The sequence below is a fragment of the Bradyrhizobium sp. S3.7.6 genome, from assembly GCF_054061875.1.
Window position 1 is genome coordinate 6,524,907 of the sequence record NZ_JBSSEQ010000001.1, and the last position, 22,926, is coordinate 6,547,832.

19 protein-coding genes and 1 pseudogene are annotated in these 22,926 nt (G+C 63.8%); 8 read left to right on the forward strand and 12 right to left on the reverse strand.

Features of this window, described 5'->3' with window-relative positions; all coding sequences use genetic code 11:
- Positions 1–16 precede the first annotated feature (16 nt).
- On the reverse strand, positions 17–1,348 hold the full coding sequence (locus tag ACVJ5M_RS32105; protein ID WP_063984202.1) for a C4-dicarboxylate transporter DctA: 1,332 nt from the start codon (positions 1,346–1,348) through the stop codon (positions 17–19).
- A gap of 225 nt (positions 1,349–1,573) precedes the next feature.
- Here ACVJ5M_RS32105 and ACVJ5M_RS32110 point away from each other — a divergent pair, with 225 nt between their 5' ends.
- A complete protein-coding gene (locus ACVJ5M_RS32110; RefSeq protein WP_063984203.1) occupies positions 1,574–2,479 on the forward strand; it encodes a LysR substrate-binding domain-containing protein in 906 nt (301 codons plus the stop codon).
- A gap of 178 nt (positions 2,480–2,657) precedes the next feature.
- On the opposite strand, the gene ACVJ5M_RS32115 is transcribed toward ACVJ5M_RS32110, so the two are convergent.
- Positions 2,658–3,539 (reverse strand): LysR substrate-binding domain-containing protein, encoded by an 882-nt coding sequence (locus ACVJ5M_RS32115; RefSeq protein ID WP_063984204.1) that lies wholly within the window; start codon positions 3,537–3,539, stop codon positions 2,658–2,660.
- A 181-nt stretch (positions 3,540–3,720) separates the two neighbouring features.
- Between ACVJ5M_RS32115 and ACVJ5M_RS32120 the strand changes: the two genes are divergently transcribed.
- Both ACVJ5M_RS32120 and ACVJ5M_RS32125 read left to right on the forward strand, forming a co-directional pair.
- The gene (locus ACVJ5M_RS32120; RefSeq protein ID WP_354099061.1) at positions 3,721–4,089 is read left to right on the forward strand and encodes a nuclear transport factor 2 family protein; all 369 of its coding nucleotides are present in this window, start codon (positions 3,721–3,723) and stop codon (positions 4,087–4,089) included.
- Between the two features lie 51 nt (positions 4,090–4,140).
- Positions 4,141–4,950 carry an MBL fold metallo-hydrolase gene (locus ACVJ5M_RS32125; RefSeq protein ID WP_063986502.1) on the forward strand — a complete coding sequence of 270 codons (810 nt, stop codon included), beginning with the start codon at positions 4,141–4,143 and terminating at the stop codon, positions 4,948–4,950.
- Between the two features lie 50 nt (positions 4,951–5,000).
- On the opposite strand, the gene ACVJ5M_RS32130 is transcribed toward ACVJ5M_RS32125, so the two are convergent.
- From ACVJ5M_RS32130 to ACVJ5M_RS32140, 3 genes are read right to left on the reverse strand one after another with little or no spacing between them, the layout of a single operon-like run.
- Entirely contained in the window at positions 5,001–5,432 is a 432-nt protein-coding gene (locus ACVJ5M_RS32130) for a RidA family protein (protein ID WP_063984206.1), read from the reverse strand.
- An 18-nt stretch (positions 5,433–5,450) separates the two neighbouring features.
- Complete coding sequence (locus ACVJ5M_RS32135) at positions 5,451–6,629, reverse strand: acyl-CoA dehydrogenase family protein (protein ID WP_063984207.1); 1,179 nt, start codon at positions 6,627–6,629, stop codon at positions 5,451–5,453.
- A 16-nt stretch (positions 6,630–6,645) separates the two neighbouring features.
- On the reverse strand, positions 6,646–8,964 hold the full coding sequence (locus ACVJ5M_RS32140) for a bifunctional salicylyl-CoA 5-hydroxylase/oxidoreductase (RefSeq protein ID WP_063984208.1): 2,319 nt from the start codon (positions 8,962–8,964) through the stop codon (positions 6,646–6,648).
- Positions 8,965–9,254: 290 nt separating this feature from the next.
- Between ACVJ5M_RS32140 and ACVJ5M_RS32145 the strand changes: the two genes are divergently transcribed.
- Complete coding sequence (locus ACVJ5M_RS32145; protein WP_028149405.1) at positions 9,255–9,758, forward strand: MarR family winged helix-turn-helix transcriptional regulator; 504 nt, start codon at positions 9,255–9,257, stop codon at positions 9,756–9,758.
- A gap of 12 nt (positions 9,759–9,770) precedes the next feature.
- On the opposite strand, the gene ACVJ5M_RS32150 is transcribed toward ACVJ5M_RS32145, so the two are convergent.
- The 7 genes and pseudogenes from ACVJ5M_RS32150 to ACVJ5M_RS32180 all read right to left on the reverse strand — a co-directional run bounded on the left by ACVJ5M_RS32150 (position 9,771) and on the right by ACVJ5M_RS32180 (position 17,143).
- On the reverse strand, positions 9,771–11,432 hold the full coding sequence (locus tag ACVJ5M_RS32150; protein WP_063984209.1) for an ATP-dependent acyl-CoA ligase: 1,662 nt from the start codon (positions 11,430–11,432) through the stop codon (positions 9,771–9,773).
- A gap of 9 nt (positions 11,433–11,441) precedes the next feature.
- Positions 11,442–12,599, reverse strand: coding sequence for an ABC transporter substrate-binding protein (locus ACVJ5M_RS32155; RefSeq protein ID WP_063984210.1), 1,158 nt, complete (start codon positions 12,597–12,599; stop codon positions 11,442–11,444).
- A gap of 56 nt (positions 12,600–12,655) precedes the next feature.
- A pseudogene (locus ACVJ5M_RS32160) lies at positions 12,656–13,440 on the reverse strand (cyclase family protein).
- Between the two features lie 34 nt (positions 13,441–13,474).
- Positions 13,475–14,716 (reverse strand): SDR family NAD(P)-dependent oxidoreductase, encoded by a 1,242-nt coding sequence (locus ACVJ5M_RS32165; RefSeq protein WP_084795214.1) that lies wholly within the window; start codon positions 14,714–14,716, stop codon positions 13,475–13,477.
- Positions 14,713–15,891, reverse strand: coding sequence for a thiolase family protein (locus ACVJ5M_RS32170; protein ID WP_354099058.1), 1,179 nt, complete (start codon positions 15,889–15,891; stop codon positions 14,713–14,715). The genes ACVJ5M_RS32165 and ACVJ5M_RS32170 overlap by 4 nt, the downstream gene beginning before the upstream one ends.
- A 24-nt stretch (positions 15,892–15,915) precedes the next feature.
- Positions 15,916–16,344, reverse strand: coding sequence for an Ohr family peroxiredoxin (locus ACVJ5M_RS32175; RefSeq protein WP_187388084.1), 429 nt, complete (start codon positions 16,342–16,344; stop codon positions 15,916–15,918).
- Between the two features lie 16 nt (positions 16,345–16,360).
- On the reverse strand, positions 16,361–17,143 hold the full coding sequence (locus tag ACVJ5M_RS32180) for an aspartate/glutamate racemase family protein (RefSeq protein ID WP_063984212.1): 783 nt from the start codon (positions 17,141–17,143) through the stop codon (positions 16,361–16,363).
- Between the two features lie 619 nt (positions 17,144–17,762).
- On the opposite strand from ACVJ5M_RS32180, the gene ACVJ5M_RS32185 reads away from it, so the two are divergent.
- Genes ACVJ5M_RS32185 through ACVJ5M_RS32200 form a run of 4 tightly spaced genes read left to right on the forward strand, consistent with a single transcriptional unit; the run spans position 17,763 to position 22,474 of the window.
- A complete protein-coding gene (locus ACVJ5M_RS32185) occupies positions 17,763–18,911 on the forward strand; it encodes an ABC transporter substrate-binding protein (RefSeq protein ID WP_063984213.1) in 1,149 nt (382 codons plus the stop codon).
- 43 nt (positions 18,912–18,954) lie between these two features.
- Complete coding sequence (locus ACVJ5M_RS32190) at positions 18,955–19,998, forward strand: branched-chain amino acid ABC transporter permease (protein ID WP_014496274.1); 1,044 nt, start codon at positions 18,955–18,957, stop codon at positions 19,996–19,998.
- Complete coding sequence (locus tag ACVJ5M_RS32195) at positions 19,995–21,764, forward strand: branched-chain amino acid ABC transporter ATP-binding protein/permease (protein WP_231144535.1); 1,770 nt, start codon at positions 19,995–19,997, stop codon at positions 21,762–21,764. The genes ACVJ5M_RS32190 and ACVJ5M_RS32195 overlap by 4 nt, the downstream gene beginning before the upstream one ends.
- The gene (locus ACVJ5M_RS32200; protein ID WP_014496276.1) at positions 21,761–22,474 is read left to right on the forward strand and encodes an ABC transporter ATP-binding protein; all 714 of its coding nucleotides are present in this window, start codon (positions 21,761–21,763) and stop codon (positions 22,472–22,474) included. Before ACVJ5M_RS32195 ends, ACVJ5M_RS32200 begins: the two co-directional genes overlap by 4 nt.
- Positions 22,475–22,926: the final 452 nt, after the last annotated feature.

Sequence of the window (22,926 nt, forward strand, 5' to 3'; positions counted from 1 at the left end):
AACCAACACTCGCGTTTCACGCCGTCTGTGCACTCGGGACGGGCTCATCTCCGCCGACGGCATCGACCAGCCCCTCACTTGAGGGATCAATCTCGCCGTTCAGGATACGATGCGCCTTTGCCCTGTCGATGTCGCCTTCCCAGGACGCGACGACGACGGTGGCAACGCAGTTTCCGACATAATTGCCGAGGGCGCGGGCAATGCCGATGAACCAGTCGACCGACAGGATGAGCACAAGGCCAATCGCCGGAATGGCCGGGATAGCGGCAAGCGTCGCGGCGAGCACGACGATGGCCGAGCCCGGAACGCCGTGCGCGCCCTTCGAGGTGAGCAACGCGATGCCAAGGATGGCGAGGAGATCGCCTGTCGCAAGCGGCGTGTTGGTCGCCTGTGCGATGAAGACTGCGGCCAGCGTCAAGTAGATGGAGAACGCGTCCAGATTGAACGAGTATCCGGTCGGTATAACGAGACCAACCGTCGACCGCTTGATGCCGAGCTGCTCGAGCTTTCGCATGGTTTGCGGCAGAACGCTGTCACCTGCGGCGGTGCCGAGAACGATCATCAACTCTTCGCGCAAGTAGGCGAGCAACTTGAACAGGCTGAAGCCGGACAGTCGCATGATCGCGCCGAGCACCACGATCACAAACAGGACCACGGCCAGATAGAACAGGCCGACGAGCCCGCCGAGTTGCTTGAGCGAACCAACACCGTACTTCCCGACCGTGAAGGCGATGGCACCGAAGACGCCGATCGGCGCGAGCCGGACGACGAAATTCATCATCTTGAAGATGATCTCGTTCACGCGCTCGATGAACTCGACGACCGGCTTCGCTCGCTCGCCGCACAAGGACACGGCGCAGCCGAACATGATCGAGACGATCAGCACCTGCAGGACGTCGCCGGAGCTGAAGGCCCCCACAATCGTCGAGGGGATGAGCTTCATCAGGAATTCGGAGACGCCGCCTCCCGCGACCTGAGCCGCGGTTTGGCTGAACCCGCTAAGGGCCTTGGCGTCGAGCGTCTTCGGGTCGATGTTCATTCCTGCGCCCGGCTCGAAATAGTAGGCAAGCCCAATGCCGAACACCAGTGCGACGGTGGTGACGATCTCGAAATACAGGAGAGAGCGGATGCCGACCCTTCCAACCTTCGACAGGTCTCCCGCCGCGGCGATACCGTGCACGACGACGCAGAACACGATCACAGGCACCAGCATCTTGATCAGCTTGATGAAGCCGTCGCCGAGCGGCTTCATCTGAAGGGCGAGGTCGGGATTAGCCATGCCGAGGGCGATGCCCAGCATGAGCGCAATGACGACCTGGAAGAAGAGTGACTTGAAGATCTTGGGCACGGCTTTTCCTCGCTTGGCTGGTCTTCGACTGACGCGGCTTGGTGGGCCTTCAGGCCTCCGCCTATCTTGTTGTTTGATGGTGACGTGTCGTCGTACGCACAATGGAGCGCGCTTGCCCGTGATCGCGGACCGCGCCCGGCTCGCAGAGGGCTCCGTCGGGCATTCGTTGACCATCGCGGATCTCAAGTCCAATATATAGAACGACACGATTGATAGGTTTTCCAAATGGATCTCCGCCAGCTCCGATATTTCATCGCCGTCGCCGAAGAGCGCAGCTTCACCCTCGCCGCTCGGCGACTGAACCTTTCCCAACCACCGCTGAGCCAGCACATCCAGACGCTGGAGGCCGAGCTCAAGACGCAGCTTCTCCACAGGACCAGCCGAAGGGTCGAACTGACTAAGGCCGGTGAAGCCCTGCTGGGCAGAGGTCGCGCCATTCTCCAGCAGATCAAGCTCGCGGAAGACGAAGTTCAGTCGATCGGCGCCGGCCTTATCGGCACGCTTGACGTTGGTGCGACCGGCTCCATCTTGCGCGGTCGGCTGGCGGAACTGCTTGCCGCCTACCGAAAGGTTGCTCCATCGGTGAAAACCACGGTGCATGAGCAGGCGCCTGCATTGCAGATCGCAGCACTCCTCAACCGCACGACCAACATTTGTCTTATTCGCAGCGTTCCGACCGAACACGGCCTGACCAGCAAGCTTGCTTGGCGGGAAGAGGTGGTCCTCGCACTGCCGCACGCGCACCCGTTGGCCGGGCGCAAGCGCGTTGCGCTTAGCGAACTAGCATCGGAGGATCACATCGTCCTCGACCCCAATAGCTCGGAGTTCGCACGCTACATCCAGAAATGCTGTGTCGATGCCGGCTTTTTGCCGCGGGTATCCCAGCAGGTCGTCGACGCCCAGTCGATTCCGAGCCTGATCGTGGCGGGCTTCGGCGTGGCACTGGTGCCGCAGTCCATTGCGCGCTTCACGACAGCCGACATTGTATTCCGGCCCATCAGACCCTCACCACCCTCGGCCGATGTGTTTTTGGTGTTCCGAGAGGATGAGACGTCGATGGTCGTGCGCAATTTCATCAAATTGGCCGTTCGGTACCTAAGCCACCGCAAAAGCCCGAGGCAAGCCTCCTGAAAGAGCACGACGGTCGTCGTCGCCATCGGCGGTCGGGTCTGGGTGGCTTCCGGACATCCCGGCGTTGAACGCTCGACGGATTGTCGACTGCTGCATCGCGACCCACGCGGGCCCTGATGGCGTTCGGATTCGATTTCAGCGACGGTGCCACCATACAGTTCGTCGCGTCGAATTGTGGTTAAGAGGCTCGCAGCACGTTCGTCAATGCAGACAGCGCAGCCGGCTGATGCTGACGACTGGGGTAATACATGAAGAAGCCGGGAATTGGCGGCGTCCAATCTTCCAGCACACGGATAAGGCGACGTTTCGCAACATGCTCTGCGACCTGCTCTTCAAATGCGAGCCCCAGGCCGGCGCCAGCGAGTGCCGCCTGAATCACCAGGTGGGTATCATCGATGATGAGCGGGCCATTCACGCCGACCGTGACCGCCTTCCGTCCCTTCTCGAATTCCCACCTGTATGGACCGCCCGGAAGACGCAGGCTTATGCATCGATGGTCATTTAGATCCTTGGGTTTCCGGGGAATGCTTCGTGATGAAAAATAGCCGGGCGATCCGACCACCGCCAATCTCAACTCCTGGGTGACCCGCACCGCGATCATGTCTTTCTGAATGTACTCGCCAAGTTGAATACCGGCGTCGAACTCACCCGCAACGAGGTCGACGGGGCCAGTGACGGTAACAACGTCAAGAACGATGTCGGGGTAAGCTTCCGCGAATGCCGTGAGCCGCGGCAACAATACCATCACGGCAGCCGACCGGGACATGACAATCCGAAGGCGGCCTGCCGGCCGGTGCCGAACGTTTCGGGCCTCGTTGATGGCACGAGCAATCTGCTCAAGTGCCGGAGACAATTCTTTCAAAAGAGCTGCGCCTGCGGCGGTTGGTGCGACGCTCTTGGTCGTTCGAGCAAGAAGCTGCAGCTCGAGCCGTTGCTCAAGTCCCCGGATTGTGTGGCTCAGGGCAGACTGAGACACACCGATCTTTGCCGCAGCCCGCGTAAAGCTCCGTTCTCTGGCGACGATTGCAAACGTAGCGAGTTCGTTCAGTTCGTTTCTCATGGTTTATGAATATTCCTCATAAGCCCAAGTTGTCCAGCACGCCTATCCTCATAAGCTACTTTGTCCTAGGTTCGGTCAGCAAGGAAGACTGGAGGCAACCTTCTGCAGGTTTCGGCCGGAGACCACGCTTTCCAGCCACGCGCAGCTTCTTCCCATTCCCAAGCTGATGGATAACAGGCCTATGGATACCGATGCTCGTGCCTTGCGCTCCCTGGCGCAGACCTATTTCGACAGTGCCTATGAAATGGATGCTGACAAATTCGCGTCTATATTTCATCCCTCGAGTTCCGTGACCAAGGTCGGCGACGATGGCAACGTGAGCGTGACGCCAATTGCGACGTGGCTGGCAGCTGTCCGTAATTTGAAAGCTCCGAAGCAACAGGGCCTGGAGCGCCAGGATCAGATCCTCTCGATTGACGTTGAAGGAGAGCTCGCGCTTCTGACGCTGAAATTGCAAATTCCGCCGCGCTACTTCACCGACATGCTGTCGTGCTTGAAGGTCGACGGAACCTGGAAGATCGCTCAGAAAGTGATGACTTCGAAACTCTGACGGTTTCGGTACCGTTTTGAGAAAGTGAATCAAACGCTTGTCAGGTTGTCCGTGAAAGCTCTGTCACAAAGCGCCAACACCTTGGGCTGCGCTTCGGGATCATGGAGGATTTGGTCACTCTCTGATGGATATGTCGACCTGCCCGCCGAATCCCTCAAATATCCAAACGACAAAGTAGGCAGGCAGACCGAACCGCCTCAGCGGGACGCTTCGCTGGTTCGATTATCGGTCAACTGCTTCCTATTCGATCGCTCTGGCATGGATCGCGTCTTGATCGATTGTGGAGCGGGCGCGAGTTGGGACCCGTCCATGGGTCACCTCGCGGAGGCGATGGCGGAGGCAGGCATCGACACGTCATCGATCACGATGATCGCCCTCACTCATGCTCATGGCGACCACGTCAATGGTCTCCTGATGCCCGACGGTCGACGCGCGTTTAACGGCCTGAGGAAGATCGTGATAGGGGCAGACGCCGTCGAGGAGTTTCTTGCCGAGCCAGTGCTGGAGCAGTTTCGTTCGCTCCTTGCCCCCGTTAACGGTGGAGATCGGCTGGCCGATCATTTACTGGCGGTGGATATACCTGGGCACGCTCGGGGCCATATGGGTTATCTCCTCAACACTGACGAGGACGATGTCTTGTTCTGCGGCGACCTTATCCACGTTCCCGTCGCACAGTTTGCCCGTCCCGAGCTTACCTGGGCCTATGACGATGACGAAGCCGTGGCGAGGGCTACCCGGATCAGGTTGCTCCGGGACGCAGCAAATGCGCAGACGTGGCTGGCCGGCACTCATTTAGGTCGACCAGGCATCGGCAGAGTGGTCGAAGACGCGAAAGGATATGCGTTCATTCCGGTCGCGTAGCGGCCCATGAGCCCGCGCGACGGGCGGCAGCACCTTCGCGCACGCCCTCGTCAGCGCGGGACGACGGCAGTCGCTTCGATCTCGACGCGCGCCGATGGCTCGACGAGGCGCACCACCTGCACGAGCGCCATACTGGGGTAATGGGTGCCGACCACCTCGCGGTAGGCCTTGCCGAGCGCCTTCAGATTCGTGGTGTATTCATCCATGTCGACGACATACCATGTCAGGCGCACAAGATGGTCCGGCCGGGCGCCGCCTTCCGCCAGGATCGCAACGATGTTTTCGAGCGTCTGCCGAACCTGCGCGACAAACCCGTCGGCGAACCGACCTGCGATATCCCAGCCGACGACACCACCCGTCACAACGAGACGTCCATCGGCCATGATGCCGTTGGCATATCCCTTCGGCTGCGGCCAGCCACCGGGCTGAAGCACTTGCAGGCCGCTCGTCGCGGCGGCTTCTGATTTCATCATCGTACTCATGCGGAGTTCTCAATCCTCTCAGCGCGGCTTCAGGAGATCGCGCGCGACAATCAGTTTCTGGACCTCGGTCGCGCCCTCGTAGATGCGCAGCGCGCGGATTTCGCGGTAGAGGCTTTCGACGATCTCACCCTTGCGCACGCCGCGGCCGCCGAACATCTGGACGGCGCGGTCGATGACACGCTGCGCGGTCTCGGTTGCCGTCAGCTTCGCCATGGCAGCTTCGCGCGTCGTCGGAAGCTTCTGGACGTCGCGTCGCCAGGCCGCGCGGTAGGTCAGGAGCGCGGCGGCGTCAGTCTCCGTCGCCATGTCGCCGAGCGCGGCCTGGGTCAGCTGGAGATCTCCCAGCGTCGCACCGAACATGTGCCGGCTGCGCGCATGCGACAGCGCTTCGTCCAGTGCACGACGGGCAAAGCCGAGGGCTGCGGCTGCGACAGACGCCCGGAAGATATCGAGGGTCTGCATCGCGAGCTTGAACCCACCGCCCGGCGCGCCGAGGCGACGGCTCGCCGGAATCCGGCAATTGGTGAAGCGCAGCGTCGCCAGCGGATGCGGCGCGATGACGTCGATGCGGTCGGCGATGCCGAAGCCGGGATCATCCGGGAATACGACAAAGGCCGAGATGCCGCGGGCACCCGGCGCCTCGCCCGTTCGCGCAAACAGCGTGTAGACGTCTGCAATACCGCCGTTGGAGATCCAGGTCTTCTCGCCATCGATGACGTAGTCATTGCCGTCGGCCCGCGCCGTGCAAGACATCGCCGCGACGTCCGATCCTGCCTCCTTCTCGGACAGCGCGAAGGCCGCCAGCCATTCGCCGGCGCGAACTTTCGGCAGCACGGCCTTGCGCAGGTCCGCCGAGCCGCCGAGCGCGATCGCGCCGGAGCCGAGCCCCTGCATGGCGAAGGCGAAATCGGCGAGGCCATCGGCATAGGCAAGCGACTCCCGCGACAGGCAGATCGAGCGGGAATCGATCGTCGTCGCATCGCCGTCGGGCGCCGCTACGGCGCAATCGAGCACCCCCGCCTCGCCCATCGCGCGCACCAGCTTGCGGCAGGCGACATCGACATCATTGTGATCGATTGTGTCGAGAGCCCCCGACTGCACGAAGCGATCGAGCGCCTCGCCGACCGCATGATGGCGCGGCTCGAAAAACGGCCAGTCGAGCCATTCGCGCCGGATCACTTTCGCCGTGGAGCTCATCTGATCCCTCCTCCGCTCATTGCGCGCTAGCTGCCGCCGCGCGCGCCAGATTGGTTTCATATTGTCCCTTGGCGGACAGATACTGCTTCGGCCACTCGACCTTGGTGATGCCGATGCGCGCGGCTTCGTGCAGCGTCCAGGCCGGGTCGGCGAGATGCGGCCGCGCGATGGCGCAGAGGTCCGCGCGGCCGGCCGCGAGAATCGAATTGGCGTGATCGGCCTCGGAGATCGCACCGACTGCGATGGTCTCAATGCCGACCTCGTTGCGGATCAGGTCGGCGAACGGCGTCTGGAACAGGCGTCCATAGATCGGCCGCTCGTCCTTCCAGACCTGCCCCGACGAACAATCGATCAGGTCCGCCCCGGCCTCCTTGAACATCGCAGCGAAGACCGCCGCATCGGCCGGAATGTTACCGCCGTCGGTCCAATCATGGCAGGACAGGCGCACCGACATCGGCCGGTCGGACGGCCACACCGCGCGCATCGCCTTGAACACCTCCAGCGGAAAGCGCGCGCGGTTTTCATGGCTGCCGCCGTATTCGTCCGTGCGCCGGTTGGTCAGCGGCGAGAGGAAGCTCGACAGCAGATAACCGTGCGCGCAATGGAGTTCGAGCCACTCGACGCCGGCGGCAGCGGCACGACCTGTTGCCGCGACAAAATCGTCACGCACGCGGTCCATGTCGCTGCGGTCCATCGTCCGCGGCATCTGGCTGTGCGGCAGATACGGCAAGGCCGACGCGGAGATCAGGGGCCATTCGCCGGATTCAAGGGGTTGATCGATCCCTTCCCAGGGCACCCTGGTCGCACCCTTGCGGCCGGCGTGGCCGAGCTGAATCCCCACCTTGGCATGCCCGACGCCATGGACGAGTTCGACCAAGCGGCGCCACTGCGCCGCCTGCGCATCGTTCCAGAGCCCGAGGCAGCCCGGCGTGATCCGCGCATCGGGCGAGACGCAGGTCATCTCAGCGAAGACCAGCGCGGCGCCGCCCATGGCGCGCGCGCCGAGATGGGCGATGTGGAAGTCGTCGATGAGTCCGTCCTGTGCCGAATACATCGCCATCGGCGAAACCATGATGCGGTTCGCAAGCGAAAGGCCGCGCACGCGGTGTGGCGTCAGCATCGGTGGCGGCACCCGCTCGCCGTCCTTGACCGCGATCCCTGAGCGTTCGGCGAACCAGCGCTCAAAGCCTTCCAGCCAGGAGCGGTCGCGCAGGCGAAGGTTTTCGTGGCTGATGCGCTGCGAGCGCGTCAGCATCGAATAGAAGAACTGCGGCGGCTCGAGCGTATCGGCATAGCGGTGGCCGACCACCTCGAACCATTCCATGGCGTTGCGCGCCGCATTCTGGATGCGCGCCACGTCGACGCGGCGCACCTCCTCGTACGCGTCCAGCACGGTTTCGATGCCGGCGCGACCGTGACCATGGCGATCGAACTGGTTGGCAAGCTCGATGGCGTCGTCGAGCGCGAGCTTGGTGCCCGAGCCGATCGCGAAATGCGCGGTATGCGCGGCGTCCCCCATCAGCACGACATGAGACTTGCCGTTGAACACGCTCCATTTGCCGCAGATCAGGCGGCTGAAATTGAGCCAGGCCGAGCCGCGCAGATGGCGCGCATTGGTCAGGAGCTTCGCGCCGTCGAGAGTCTCGGCGAAGATTTTTTCGCAGAACTCGATCGAGGCCTGCTGATCGAGCTCGCCAAGCCCGTGGGCGTTGTAGGCTTCTTCCGTGGTCTCAACGATGAAGGTCGAGGTCTCCGCATCAAACTTGTAGATGTGCGCCTGGAACCAGCCGTGCTCGGTCTTCTGAAAATCAAATGTAAAGGCGTCGAACGCCTTCTTGGTGCCGAGCCAGATGAAGCGGTTGGGCCGGATCACCATGTCGGGCTGGAACTGCTCGGCATAGCGAGCGCGGATCCTGGAATTGACGCCGTCACAGGCGACGATCAGGTCGGCGTCGGGGTATTCGAGATCGGATTCGACCTCGCGCTCGAAGACGAGCTCGACACCCAGCGCTTCACAGCGCCGCTGAAGAATATTGAGCAGATGCTTGCGCCCGATACCGATGAAGCCATGGCCCGTCGTGCGCTGGCGCGTCCCCTTGAAGACGAGCTCGATGTCGTCCCAGTGATTGAAGGCGTCCTCGATCTCGGCCGCGCTCTCGGGGTCGGCAAGGCGCATCGCGGACATCATGGCATCCGAGAACACGACGCCCCAGCCGAACGTATCGTAGGGCTTGTTGCGCTCGACGACCGTGATGACATGCTCCGGGTGCCGGCGCTTCATCAGCAGGCCCAGATAGAGACCGGCCGGGCCGCCGCCGATACAGACTATGCGCATGATCCCTCGCTTTCGCGCGTCGCGCCGTGTGCCGAGCTTTCACCCAAATTATTTTAAGCATAAAATATTTCCTCGGCGCGCGTCTTGTCAAGGCGGTTCTGCAAAGACCCGGCCCACGGGCTGGTCTCCGCGGCGTCGATCTGGAGATTCAGTGTAAATTGGACACACGGCAGCGCCGACTCCGAGCCGCTCGGGCGCAGCCTTGAATTTACTTTTGGCACGAACTATCTTGCCAATGACCACGACAGCTGCGCCGGCTTTCGTCAGGCCACCAAGCCCGGGAGATTCGATTGGCACTCGCGAAGGAGTCCACGCCTGTTTCAAAGAATGGGGCGGATCAGGACGCCGAGTACAGGGCTCAAACGCGGGTCTGGCTCCGGCTGCTCGCCTGCACGACCCTGATCGAAGGCGAGTTGCGGCGCCGGTTTCGCGAAGAGTTCGATTTCACGATGCCCCGCTTCGATGTTCTGGCCCAGCTCGACCGCGAACCGAGCGGGCTTGTGCTGGGAGAATTGCCCAAGCGCCTGATGGTCTCGGCCGGGAACCTCACGCCGATCGTGGACCGCCTGGTCGAGGACGGATACATCACGCGCACGCCCTCGAACCTCGACCGCCGCGTGCAGATTGTCTGCATGACGGTCGAAGGCCGCAAGACCTTCAGACGGATGGCCAAGAGCCACGGCGCGTGGCTTGCCGAGCTGCTGGCGGATTTCCCGGCCGACCGGTTCGACGGATTGATCGGCGAGCTCGACGACCTCAAGGGGGCCGTCAGGGACGCCCTGCAAAAACCTTGAGCGGACCGACAGTCAGCGCCGCACCTTCACTCCGGCCGCCTCGCGATCCCAAGTATCCGTGGTGATGCCCGCCTCGCGCAGCACGCCCTTCTTGATCTTGCCGTTCTCAGTCAACGGTATCTGGCTCAGAATGCGCACATAGCGCGGGATGGCGAAATAGGCGATCTGCCCTTCGCAATGCCTGACGATGTCGATGGGCTCCAGCGATTGGCCCGGCTCGAGCAGGATCGCAGCCGCAACCTCGTCCTCGCCCAGCTCCGACGGCAGCGGGTAGATCGCGCAGGCGGCGACCGCGGGATGGGACTGGATGGTCTGCTCGACCTCCCATGAGGATACGTTCTCGCCACGCCTGCGGATCGAATCCTTCATGCGATCGATGAAGCGGTAGTGTCCGTCAGCATCTCGAACGACCCGATCGCCCGAATGGAACCACAGATTTCGCCAGGCCTCGACCGTCTTCTCCGGCATGCCGAAATAGCCGGTGGCGAAAGCAAAGGGTTCTCCGGCGCGAAGCACGAGTTCGCCGGCCTGCCCGTCAGGAAGCGCTGAATCATTCTCATCGACGATCCGCGCCTCGATTCCGTCGGCCAGATAGCCCATCGTTCCCGGACGATCCGACGGGATCGTGCCCGCGAACACGAAGTTGGTCTCGGTCGACCCGTAGCCGTCAACCAGCGGCACGCCAAACCGCTCGAGGAACGGACCGTGGATTTGCGGCGGCACGCCGCCGCCAAGCGCAACGCGAAGACGATGCGCCTTGTCGTTCGCATTCTTCGGCTGCGCCAGCAGCATCGACGCCATCGCGCCGAGCAGATAGCCGACCGTCGCATTGTGCCGTTGCGCGGCCGCCCAGAATCCGGACGCGGAGAATTTCGGCTCCAGCACGTAGGTGCAGCCGTTCAGGAGCGCCTGATAGAATGCATTGAGCGCGTTGGTGTGGAACAGCGGCAGTGTCGTGAACAGTACATCGCCCTCGCGGATGCCAAGTGCCCGCGCCGAATAAATGCCCCACCAGAACAGCTGCGCCTGCGGACAGCACACGCCCTTCGCTGGCCCGGTCGTGCCCGACGTGTAGAGGATCGCAACGGTGTCGCCGGGACGCACGGCACCCGCCGGGGCCGCGGCTCCCAGCGCCGGCAACGGTACCGCGGAAAGCCTGGCGTCGACTGCACCGGCGGCAGCTCCGACGATCCAGGTGCGAGGTGGCAGGTCGACACCCGCCTCGACACTCTCGATCGCGTCGACGAACTGAGCCTCGACGACGAGGAGCGCGGGACGCGAGTTGCGGAAGATGTGGGAGAGCTGGAAGCCGCGCAGCGCGGTATTGATCGGGACCGCGATGGCACCAAGCCACGCGCAGCCGAGATAGACCTGCAGGAACTCCGGACGGTTCGAACACATCAACGCAACCCGATCGCCCGGCCTAATCCCGGCATCCACGAGCGTCTGAGCCGACGCGGCCGCGATCGCCGCGGTCTGCGCAAAGCTCCAGCGCGTCTCACCAGCGACGAGCAGCACGCGCTCGCCGTAGCGCTCGGCCTGCCGGGTGAGGATCGTTGAGAGGATGCGGTCCGACGGCGGAAACGACGTCACTGCACACGCCCAGGCCGGCGTCACGTTCTCCCGGCCGACCGCGTCGCTGACGTTCACCGGCGCGTTCTCCGTCACGATCATGCTCCCGTCTCAGGGCAACAGCTTGTATTTTCCGTTCTCAATCTGGACCATGACGCGCGAGCGATCGTCGACGCCATGCCGATCCGCCGGCGTATAGGTGTAGACGCCCTGCGTCCCGACGACCTCCTTGGTCGTGAACAGCGCCTGACGAAGCGCGGTGCGGAATTCCGGCGTGCCGGGCTTGGCACCGGTTGCCATCGCGCGTTTGGCGGCATCGGCGAAGACGAGCCAGCCGTCGAAGGAATAGGACGAGAATGAATCCGTCGGCGCCTCGCCGTTCGCCTTCTCGAAGGCAGAGCGGAAATCCAGGGCCACCTTCTGGATCGGATTGCCGGACGGGAGCTGCTCCGCCGCGGTCACGGGTCCAGTCGGGCAGATGATGCCGTTGGCGGCCTTGCCGGCGAGACGCAGGAAATCGGCGCTGATCAGCCCATGATTGCCGTATAGCGGCCCTTTATATCCGCGCTCGGACAAGGCGATGACCGGCAGCGCGCCGGGCGTTCCAGTGCCGCCGAGCATGATGGCGTCGGGACGTGCGGCGAGTGCGCGCAGCACCTGAGCCGTCACCGAAGAATCCGATCTGGCGTAGCGTTCGTTGGCAATGATCTTGATGTCGGTCGTCTTCACACTCTGCTCGAGCGAGTTGTACATGAGGTCGCCGAACGCATCGGAGAAGCCGATGAAGGCGACCGTCTTCAGGCCCTTCGCCTTCATGTGGTCGACGATGCCTTGCACGAGAAGCGGCGTCGGTTGCGGCGTCTGGACGACCCAGGGGCCGCCGTCGCCCGGCGGCACCGGCGCGATCGGCGATACCGCGATCATCGGCACTTTCATCTCGATCGCGGCGGTCGCCATCGCCAGGGTCTGCGGCGCACCCGACGTTCCGATCAGGATATCGACCTTCTCCTGCTCGACGAGCTTGCGCGCGTTGCGCGCCGAGGCGGTGGCATCGGAAGCGTCGTCGAGTTGGATGACGCGGACCTTCTCGCCGCCGATCTCACCGACATAGGCCCCTCCCGCGGCGATGCCCTTCGCATTCGGGATGCCGATCGAGGATACCGGCCCGCTGAGGCCGGTGACGAAGCCGACGAGGATCTCGGCCTGCGCAAGTTGCGGGACGGCGAGAAGCAATGCGGTGGAAGCCAGCAGGCTCTTGATCAAGTTCATGGCACCTGTCTTTCGTGAGGATGTCTGTTCCGATTGGCAAGCGCCATGGATTGGATTCAGGCTGACGCAACCAGCGCGATGACGCGAAGCGGACTGCCGGAGCCGTTCTGGATCTTCAGCGGCGAGGCCACGATGACCGCCCCGGTGGGTGGAAGCTGATCCAGGTTGCACAGGCATTGCAGGCCGTAGCGTCCGGCGCCGTGCAGGAAATGATGCGCTGGATAAGGCGGCTCGAAATGACCGGCCTGGCCCGCATCTGTACCGATGGTCTCGGTGCCGAACCCGATGACGCCGCGCTCCTCCACCAGCCACTTCATGACGGCCGCGTTGGGGCCGGGCGTATGTGCGCCGTCATCCCTGAGATTGGAGTAGTCGCGCCAGCCCTTCTTCGACCAGTCGGTCCTGAGCAGCACCCAGTTCCGCTCGGGGATCCGGCCGTGCTTTGCTTCCCAGGCCTCGACGAGCGCGGGACCGTCAGCAGGAAATCGGGATCCTGCGCCGCCTGCGCGGAGCAGTCGATCACGCAGGCCGGCGCGATCATGTCCTTGGTCGGCATCGTGTCGACGGCATTGTTCGGCAGGTTCTTGCCCGTGAACCAGTGGATCGGTGCGTCGAAATGCGTGCCGGTGTGTTCGCCGAACGTGACGTTGTTCCAGTACCAGGCCGGACCGCGACCATCATAACGCGAGATTTCCTGGATGCGGACCGGCGCGGCCTGGCCGAACTCCGGCGGCAGCACGATGACCGGAAAATCCGGACTGAGCGTAAATGTGAGATCGACGACGCGCACCGCGCCGGAAGAAACCGCACCCGCCAGCTCCAGGAGATTGTTGCTCTGCATCGTCACGTCCTCCGGCTTGGTTGAAATCCCGATGTCACCTGTCGAGCTCGCGCTCGAGCGCTTTTGGATTGGCCGCGAGACGTTGCCGGATCTCTTCGGCGACATCTCCGACATACATCTCCTCGAGCCCGCCTTTGAGACCCGACACGATCGCCTGCGCGATTGCGCGCGGCGCGACCTTCGGCGGCGGTACGGTCTGGAACCACTCGGTGTCGACGGGCCCGGTGAACAGATTCATCACCCTGACGCCGCCGGGCCGCAGCTCGGCGCGGAGGCAGTGCGAGAGCGACAGGCACGCCGCTTGCGAGGCCGAGTAGGCGCCAAAGGCAGGCCAGTTCGCCAGCGCATAGACCGAGAGAATGTTGACCCACGCGGCACTGTTGTTGATGCCATCGGCACCGCGCATCCGCATGGCGGGGCCAAAGGCCTGTGCGAGGTTGATGAAGCCGAGATAGGCCTGGTCGATCTCGTCGCGCGCGATGCTCGTGCCCCTGCGGTCGAGCAGGCCGCCCGGCCGCACATATTCCGTCGTGTTGACGAGGATATCGACCTTGCCGCCGATGTCGGCCGCGAGATCGGCCGCAGATTTCTCGTCGGCGGCGTCAAGGGTCACGATCTCGATTCCGTCATGGCCGCGCAGCAGCTGCTCGCCGGCGAAAGGCCGCCACGGTTCGGCAACCCCGACGAACACCGTCTTGGCGCCTGCGGCCTTCAAGGCGGCGACGGCCTCCTGACCGATCACGCTCCGACCGTTGGTCACCAGCACGCGCCGGAATTTCGGATCGGCCGTCATTTCCCGCCATTGCTTGTCGTCTGCCATGTTGGGAGTCTCCCCCTCGGGATGGGCAAAGGCCACTGCCTGGCCGCTCTTGTCGAGTTGAAACGACATGCGGACCGGTGCCCCCTCCACGCAGTCGGCATGGAGGTGCGTCACAATCGTCGGACCGCAATCCATCTTCACGAGGCCGATGCGCCAGGGCGCCCGCTCGCGGAAATAGACATCGCTCGGCACGCGCGCAGTGGTCTCGCAAAGAAGCATGCCCCGGCGCGGCGCGTCGACGAATGCGAGGCCGGCCGACAGGCAAGACGGACAGGCCTCCCGCGCCGGATAAGCAAAAGAACCGCAAGCGTCACAGCGTTGCAGCATGAAGCGGCCCTCGGCGGCTGCCCGCGTAAACCCATGCGACGTCCTGCTGCGCGGTCGCGGCGGCGAAGCAGGCAGCCGCGTCCGCAGCAGCGGGTTCTTGCGCCGGGGCGGCTTGATCGGCTCTATCATCGCGACGGCCCTGCAAAGATCGCGGCGCCCGAGGCGAGACCACGGTCATAGTTGATCATACCGAACCCCGAGGCCAAGGCGACGCTCGCGTTCCCGACCTGCGTGGGGCCTGCAGTCCCCAGAACCTGTCGAAGTCCCTCGACGAGACCGAGATAGGCGCCGGCGGCGCCGGCCTGTCCGGCCGAGAGCTGTCCGCCCGACGTGTTGTGCGGAAAGTCGCCGTCGATGGTGAGATCGCGCTGGCGCACGAACTCGGCCCCCTCCCCCTTGTTGCAGAAGCCGAGATCCTCGAACTGCATCATCGTGATGACGGGGTAATCGTCATAGGTCTGCACGATATCGAGATCGTCAGGCTTCACGCCGGCCATCGCATAGAGCTCGCCGACGTCCATTGCCCAGCCGCCGCGAACCTGCATCGGATCGTCGGCAAAGGCATTGTGCCGCTCGATCGTCGAAAGCAGCCGTGCTGCTGTCAGCCCGAGCGAAGCCGCGGTCTCGTCTCGCATCACCAGGAAGGCCTCGGCGCCGGCGCATGGCATCACGCAATCGAAGAGATGGATGGGATCCGAGATCGGCCGGGCCGCCAGATACTGCTCCATCGTCATTGGCGTCTTCATCAGCGCATGCGGGTTGCGCAGGGCATTGGCGCGCTGGGCGACGGCGATCCTGCCGACATCCTCACGCGTGACGCCAAAGGCCCGCATGTAGTTGCGGGCGATCAGCGCGAAGCTCGCATTGGCGCCACCGGCGCCATAGGGATAGACGGCATCCTGGTTGAAGCGCGAGAAGTTCTCCAGCGTCAGCCGGAAGGAATCGACGTGGTTGGTATCGCCGGCGATGCACGCCACGATGTCGGCGTCGCGCGCCTGAACCGCGCGCGCCGCTTTTCGCAAGCCTGCGATGGCGCTGGCGCCACCGAGCGGAATCGTATCCAGCCATCGCACGCAGAGCCCGAAATGCTGCGTCAGCCCGATCCCGCTGTCGGTGCCCATGGTGAAGCTGGAGACGCACAGACCGTCGATGTCGGAAGCCTTGATGCCCGCCTGCGCAACGAGCGTGCTCAGTGCCCGCCCGATCCACCACTGTGCACTCTCGATGGAGTAGCGCACATAGGGAATCGTGACGGGCGCCGCAATCACGACGCCGTCGTACGGTGTGCGCAAAGTATTGGTCACCAACCGCCCGCCTCGTTCATTGTCTCAGATGACCGTCAGCTTCACGGCAATATTGCCGCGGGTTGCATTCGAATAGGGACAGCGCTCGTGCGCGCCCGCGACGACCTCCTCGGCCACCGACCTCTCGACACCGGGCAGATTGACCTTCAGTTCGACGGCGAGCGCATATCCGATTGGAACCGGACCCATCGCAACCTTCGCGGTCACTGACGGCTCAGCGGATGGGACGACCTTCCGGGTGCGCGCGACGAGCTTGACCGCACCGAGAAAGCACGCGGCGTAGCCGGCCGCAAAGAGCTGTTCGGGGTTGGTGCCTTCGCCCCCGGGACCGCCCAGCGATTTCGGCACGGACAGCGATACCGACAACAGGCCGTCGGCGCTGGCGGCCTTGCCGTCCCGGCCGCCGATCGCCGTCACCTCGGTCTCGTACAGGATCTTTTCGGGAGTCATCATCATTCACTCTCCAGTCCTAGCGGCTGTTGCGAGCAAGCAGTGCGCGGAAATCGTCGCGCGCCTGGGCGCTGGCCCGCTTGAAGCTCGGCCCGCGGCTGGGCTCGGTGCCATTGAGCTGCCGGAGCTGCACCCACATCTCGGCACTTTTCAGCGCCACCGCCGCGCAATTGACCACCGGCGCGTGCCCGACTTTCAGGCCATGCTCCCTTCCGATCAGAAGGCCCGGCAGTACACCGGCGGGGATCACGACGTCGGCGCCGTGCTCGATCAGCGGGCGTGCGCAGGCGACAAAGTCCTTGATCATGCGGGCTTGCGCGGCCTGATCTCCGTCAAAGGCATCGGCGAAATCCGCCGGCTTGCAGCCAAGACCGGTCACGTGGACCACGCGATCGCCGAGGCCATAACGCTCGGCCTGCTCGTAGTGCCAGACTTCGAAGACGGGATCGAGCGTCACAAGGCCGAGTCTCCGGCCGAGCTGAGAGGCCGCGAGCAACGTCGCCTCGCCGGTCCCGATCACGGGAATGTCGAGCGTCGAGCGCAACTCGTAGAGTCCGGGATCCTGGAAATGTCCCATCACGAAGGCGTCGAACCCGCCCTCCTCCGCCGCGATGCCGTTGTCGATCGCCTGGACGGCGCAGCGCAATTCCGCGAGCCGTCCGAACTCCCGGTCGGGCGGCGAAATGCCCTCGACGTGAACTGTCGTGCCCGATGCAGCAATGTTGTTGAGGTATTCCGACAGCCGCGCCATGTAGGGCGCGTTCACGCTCGCATCAACGAAGCTCTGCCAGAAGATGCGCATCGTCCTTCTCCTCAGGCGGTGATCGGAGGATCGGTCGTCGACGGCCGATAAATATATTTCAATCATAAACTAATTCACGCGTCAAATGCGCTCGGCGTCGCCGCCGACGGCGACCGCCACCGCAAGGGAAGCCCGGCCATTTTGTACGCTCGATCGGCACTGAGGCGCCGCACTCTGGCGAAATTGTATGCAACAACATTTTTTCTGACAGAGCCGTGACACGTGTTGACGGCTCCACCAACAATACTTTAGGCTTTAAGTAATTCCTCGCCGGCCAGGGACCGGTGGATGTTGCAGGGCACCGATTTTGAGAGACTCGATCGTGTGGACAGTCGCCGTGCTCGAACAGCCGGCAGCAACAGCATCGCCGGCCGCGCATCGCGGCCGGACAAACGGCCTTTCGTTGCTTCAGGAAATTCCCGCCCGCATCTGCCGATGGGCCTGTCATTCGAGCGGCAACCAGCGCCATGGCCGCTAAGATCCGGCCGAGCAAACCCTCTTCGGTCGCGCCCGGATTTCGGCGCTGCAGCAATGCTTTCAATCGGTTCATTCGTCGTTCGGGGTCCCCGCACGGCAGCTTCGAGGCATTCCTATCCAGCACCAACGGAGGAGAACGCGTATGCGCAAGACTCTGAGCCTACTCGCACTTGTCGCCGGACTCTTCGCAGCGCCGGCTGCGCAGGCCGACATCACCATCGGCTTCGTCACCTCGCTGAGCGGCAACGGCTCGTCGATCGGAATCCCCTATGGGCGCGGCATCAATGCCGCCTATGAATACAGGAAGACCATCAACGGCGAGACCATTCGCCTGATCCAGCTCGACGACGGCTCCGACCCGTCGGCCGCGACCCGCAATGCGCGCAAGCTGGTGGAAGAAGAGAAGGTGGACCTCCTGATCGGCACGGCCACGGCGCCCTCGACTATCGCCATGGCGGCGGTGGCGAGCGAGCTGAAAGTGCCGATGATCGCGGTCTCGCCGATCGGCAAGCTGCCGGATACGCCGGAGCAGTGGGTGGTGTCGGTGCCGCAGCCGGCCTCTCTCCTCGTCAAGATCGTCGCCGACCGCATGAAGCGCGACGGCATGAAGAACATCGGCTATGTCGGCTTCTCTGACGCCTGGGGCGACCTCGTCTACAACGGCGCCAAGGCCGCCGAAGCCGCCGGCGACATCAAGATACAGACCAACGAGCGCTACGCCCGCACCGACACCTCGGTCACCGCGCAGATCCTCAAGGTGATGGCCGCACGTCCTGACGCCGTGCTGGACGGCGGCTCGGGCACGCAAGGCGCGCTGCCGCTCCTCACGCTCGCCGAGCGGGGCTTCAAGGGCAACACCTACGGCACGGTGGCACTCGTCAATCCGGACTTCGTCAACGTCGGCGGCAAGGCGGCCGACGGCATTCAGGTCTCCGCGGGTCCCGTGATCGTCGCCGAGCAGCTTCCCGACGAGCACTTTGCCAAGAAGATCGCGCTGGATTTCCGCAGCGTCTACCAGAAGACCCATAACATCCCGACCACCGACGGCTTCTCCGCCTATTCCTTCGACGCCTGGCTGATTTTCGCCAACGCTGCCGAGCGCGCGCTCAAGACCGCCAAGCCCGGAACGGCGGAATTCCGCACCGCGCTGCGGGACGCGATCCTCAGCACCAAGGAGCTGCCGGGCGTGCATGCCGTCTACAATTTCAAGCCCGGTGCGGTCACCGGTGTCGACGAGCGCTCGCTCGTCGTGGTGCGCCTGACCGGCGGCGCCTGGAAGTACGCGCCATAACCGGATCAATGGCCCCGGCATCACAGGGAGCAACGACGTCTCAATGACGAGCGACATTGCAGCCATTCTCGCGATCGACGGGATCGCCACCGGGGCCGTCTACGCCCTGGTGGCGATCGGGACCGTCCTGATCTTCACGGTGACGCGGGTCATCTTCATTCCCTTCGGCGACATCGCGGCCTTCACCGCGCTGACGTTGGCTGCCCTCGACGCGAAGCGCTTTCCCGGCACGGGAGCGCTGGTCGTGATCCTGGCCTGTCTTGCGACCCTGATCGAGATCATCTCGCTGGTGCGCTCCGGCGAACTCCGGCTGCTGCCCCGCGCGCTGTCCTTCTATCTCCTGCTTCCGCTCGCCGTGGTCGGTGCAGCCTGGCTTGTCATGCGCCTGGACCCGCCGCTTGCCGTCAGGCTCGTGCTGGCGCTGATGCTGATCACGCCGATCTCCCCGCTTCTGGATCGGATCGTCTTCCGTCCCATCGCTGACGGCACCGTGCTGCTGTTGCTGACGGTGTCCGTGGCGCTGCATTTCGCGCTGGTCGGCCTTGGCCTGTTGTTCTTCGGGCCCGAAGGGGTTCGGACCGAGCCGCTGACCTCGCTCTCGACCGAGTTCGCGGGCGTGCTGATCTCGGGCCAGACCATGCTGATCGTGATCGCGGCACTCGTTTTCAGCGGCCTCCTCTACCTCTTCTTCGACTTCACGCTGGTCGGAAAATCGCTGCGCGCCACGGCCGTGAACCGGACCGGCTCCCGGCTGATGGGAATACGCCCCGCCCGCGCCGGCACGATCGCCTATCTGCTGGGGTCGCTGATGGCCGGCGTCTCGGGCATCCTGATCGCTCCGGTGAACACCGTGTTCTACGATTCCGGCTTCCTGATCGGCCTCAAGGCCTTTGTCGGCGCCATCGTCGGCGGCATGACCAGCTATCCCGGTGCGGCGATCGGCGCCGTCGGCGTCGGCATCCTCGAAAGCTTTGCCTCCTTCGAGAGCAGCGCGCTCAAGGACGTCATCGTCTTTTCGCTGCTGATCCCGATCCTGATCTGGCGATCCCTCGCCTCGCTGCATTCCGAGGAGGAGATCGAGGAATGACGCGCCTCCACATTCAGCTTGCCGCCGTCCTCGCCGTGCTGTGTCTCGCGGTGGCTCCCTTCGTGCTCAGTCCGTTCAGCATCACGCTGATGAACTATATCGGCATCTATTCGCTGGTCGCCATCGGTCTTGCACTCCTGACCGGCGTCGGCGGCATCGTGTCGTTCGGTCAGGCGGCGTTCGTGGGCGTCGCCGCCTATGCAACCGCGTGGGTCTCCGCGTTGAACGGGTACTCCCCGTGGCTCGGCCTCGTGTTCGGCGTGGTGCTGACCTGCGGCGTCGCAACCGTTCTCGGCGTCGTCACCCTGCGACTTCAGGGCCATTTCCTGTCGCTCTCGACCGTCGCCTGGGGCCTTGCGATCGGCTTCCTGTTCGGCAATGTCGAGGGGCTCGGCCGCTTCAACGGCATCTCGTCGATCCCGCCGATCAGCTTCGGTTCGATTGCGCTGGTCACGAGCGCCCAGATCTATTTCCTGATCTGGGGCATCGTCGCCGCGGTGCTTTTCCTCGGCTACAACCTGCTGGACTCCCGGCTCGGCCGCGCCATGCGCGTGCTCCGCGGCGGCAATACGCTGGTCGAGAGCCTCGGCATCAACGCTTTCCGCATCAAGCTCGTGACCTTCGTGATCGCGGCCTTCCTCGCCTCGCTCTCCGGCTGGCTCTATGCGCATATGAGCCGCTTCATCAGCCCGGGTCCGTTCGATGCCGGCATGGGCATCGAATATCTGATGATGTCGATGGTCGGCGGCGCCGGCAGCCTGCTCGGCGGCGTCGTGGGGGCCGCGGTCGTCACGCTGCTCAAGAACAGCGTGCAGGATTATCTGCCGCTGATCGCCAAGGGTGCCTCCGGCCAGCTCGAGATCGTCGCCTTCTCCGCACTGTTCATCCTGTTCCTGCAATGGGCCCGGCAGGGCATCGTTCCCTTCGTCGCGCGCTATCTGCCCAAGGCCAGGCGCGAGCGACCTCAACCGGCGCCGCCCCTGCCCCGTCGCGCGCAACCGACGCCCGGGGAGCTGCTTCTGAAAGTGGATGGCGCCGAGCGCCGGTTCGGCGGCCTGGTCGCCGTCAACAATGTCAGCTTCGAAGTCCGCGCCGGCGAAATCCTTGCCGTCATCGGCCCCAACGGCGCCGGCAAGAGCACGATGTTCAACTGCCTGACCGGGGCGCTCCGGGTCAACAAGGGTGAGATCGTCTTTGCGGGACGCCCGATCACGCATGACGCGCAGTCCCGCATCGCCAAGGCCGGCGTCGCCAGGACCTTCCAGCATGTGAAGCTGAGGCCGCGCATGAGCCTTTTGGAAAACGTGATGCTCGGCACCTATGCGCGCACAAGCACCGGCCTGTTAGCCGGCGCCTTCCGCCTCAACGGGCGTGAGGAAGCCAGTACCCGGCACGAGGCGCTGATGCAGCTCGAACGTGTCGGGCTCGGCGACAAGCCGTTCGAGCTCGCGGGCAATCTGCCGCTCGGCAACCAGCGCATTCTGGAGATCGCGCGTGCGCTCGCCGCCGACCCTGCGCTGCTGGTGCTGGACGAGCCCGCCGCCGGCCTTCGCCGCCAGGAGAAGCTGCGGCTCGCGGAGCTGCTCAGGTCGCTGCGGGCAGACCATCTGACCATCCTGATCGTCGAGCATGACATGGAGTTCGTGATGTCGCTGGTCGACCGCATCGTGGTGCTCGATTTCGGCTCAAAACTCTGCGAAGGCGCGCCAGCCGCGATCCGCAGCGACGAACGGGTCCAGGAAGCCTATCTCGGAGGCGTCGCGTGAGCGAGATGCTGTCCATGACGGATGTGACGGTCTGCTACGACAATGTCGAAGCGGTCCGCAACGTGTCGCTGTCGGTCGAGGAAGGTCAGATCGTCACCGTCATCGGCCCGAACGGTGCCGGCAAGACCACGCTGCTGATGGCGGCCATCGGCCTGCTGGCCTCGCGTGGCCGCATGGTCTTCCAGGGTCACGACATCGGCAGGATGTCGGTCGAAGATCGCGTCGAGCGCCGGCTGTGCCTGGTGCCGGAGAAGCGCGAGCTGTTCTCCGACATGACGGTCGCGGACAACCTCCTGCTCGGCTCCTACAGCCTGCGCGACCGCTCGGGCGTCCAGAAGACACTGGACGAGGTCTATGATCGCTTCCCCCGGCTGAAGGAACGGCAGCGCCAGGCGGCAGGCACGCTCTCCGGCGGCGAGCGCCAGATGCTCGCGCTCGGCCGCGCGCTGATGGCCAAGCCGAAACTGCTCATGCTGGACGAGCCGAGCCTCGGCCTCGCGCCGCTGATCGTGCGCGAGATCTTTCGCACCATCGCGTCCCTGCGCGATCTCGGCGTGTCGATCCTGCTGGTCGAGCAGAACGCCCGCGCCGCGCTTGAGACAGCCGACTACGGCTATGTGCTCGAGACCGGCGAGGTCGTGCAGTCAGGTCCGGCCAAGGATCTCATCCACGACCCCCGGCTGATCACGGCCTATCTAGGTGGACACTAGAGCGAGCCGGGATCAGGCCCGGCGAGCCACACAACAAAATATCGAAAAACAACCCCATGCACAGTAGCTGGCGACAGCGATATCAATGGTTTTGATACCCAGCAACTGCGGATTTTACGAAATCAACTTGATCCGTCGGGCAAAACAGTGGCACAATGCCATCATCGCTGCCCATGGATAGCCGATGGCTTTCATCGCCAACTCGGACATCCCAGTTACAAGGGGATCAGCAAGCTAAAGCCCGCCCGCGACAATTGGGAACGGTGGAGCACACCATCACCCGATGAAATGGCGTCGCCTGCGCGCCCACATCTTGGGCGACAGCAAAGGCTAATCAATGATGCTCTAGTCGGCGCGATAAATCGAACATCAGTTGCGCTCCATCTTGAATCCGCATTTTGGCACAAAGTGCATATTACGTCCGGCCTCGCCGAAGACCGCTATTGGCTCAT

Coding starts and splice junctions, on each gene's coding strand:
- ACVJ5M_RS32135 (WP_063984207.1), bottom strand. CDS start 6,629: ATGAGCTCCACGGCGAAAGTGATCCGGCGCGAATGGCTCGACTGGCCG.
- ACVJ5M_RS32115 (WP_063984204.1), bottom strand. CDS start 3,539: ATGAGAAACGAACTGAACGAACTCGCTACGTTTGCAATCGTCGCCAGA.
- ACVJ5M_RS32150 (WP_063984209.1), bottom strand. CDS start 11,432: ATGATCGTGACGGAGAACGCGCCGGTGAACGTCAGCGACGCGGTCGGC.
- ACVJ5M_RS32110 (WP_063984203.1), top strand. CDS start 1,574: ATGGATCTCCGCCAGCTCCGATATTTCATCGCCGTCGCCGAAGAGCGC.
- ACVJ5M_RS32165 (WP_084795214.1), bottom strand. CDS start 14,716: ATGATAGAGCCGATCAAGCCGCCCCGGCGCAAGAACCCGCTGCTGCGG.
- ACVJ5M_RS32185 (WP_063984213.1), top strand. CDS start 17,763: ATGCGCAAGACTCTGAGCCTACTCGCACTTGTCGCCGGACTCTTCGCA.
- ACVJ5M_RS32140 (WP_063984208.1), bottom strand. CDS start 8,964: ATGCGCATAGTCTGTATCGGCGGCGGCCCGGCCGGTCTCTATCTGGGC.
- ACVJ5M_RS32180 (WP_063984212.1), bottom strand. CDS start 17,143: ATGCGCATCTTCTGGCAGAGCTTCGTTGATGCGAGCGTGAACGCGCCC.
- ACVJ5M_RS32190 (WP_014496274.1), top strand. CDS start 18,955: ATGACGAGCGACATTGCAGCCATTCTCGCGATCGACGGGATCGCCACC.
- ACVJ5M_RS32130 (WP_063984206.1), bottom strand. CDS start 5,432: ATGAGTACGATGATGAAATCAGAAGCCGCCGCGACGAGCGGCCTGCAA.
- ACVJ5M_RS32120 (WP_354099061.1), top strand. CDS start 3,721: ATGGATACCGATGCTCGTGCCTTGCGCTCCCTGGCGCAGACCTATTTC.
- ACVJ5M_RS32155 (WP_063984210.1), bottom strand. CDS start 12,599: ATGAACTTGATCAAGAGCCTGCTGGCTTCCACCGCATTGCTTCTCGCC.
- ACVJ5M_RS32195 (WP_231144535.1), top strand. CDS start 19,995: ATGACGCGCCTCCACATTCAGCTTGCCGCCGTCCTCGCCGTGCTGTGT.
- ACVJ5M_RS32175 (WP_187388084.1), bottom strand. CDS start 16,344: ATGATGACTCCCGAAAAGATCCTGTACGAGACCGAGGTGACGGCGATC.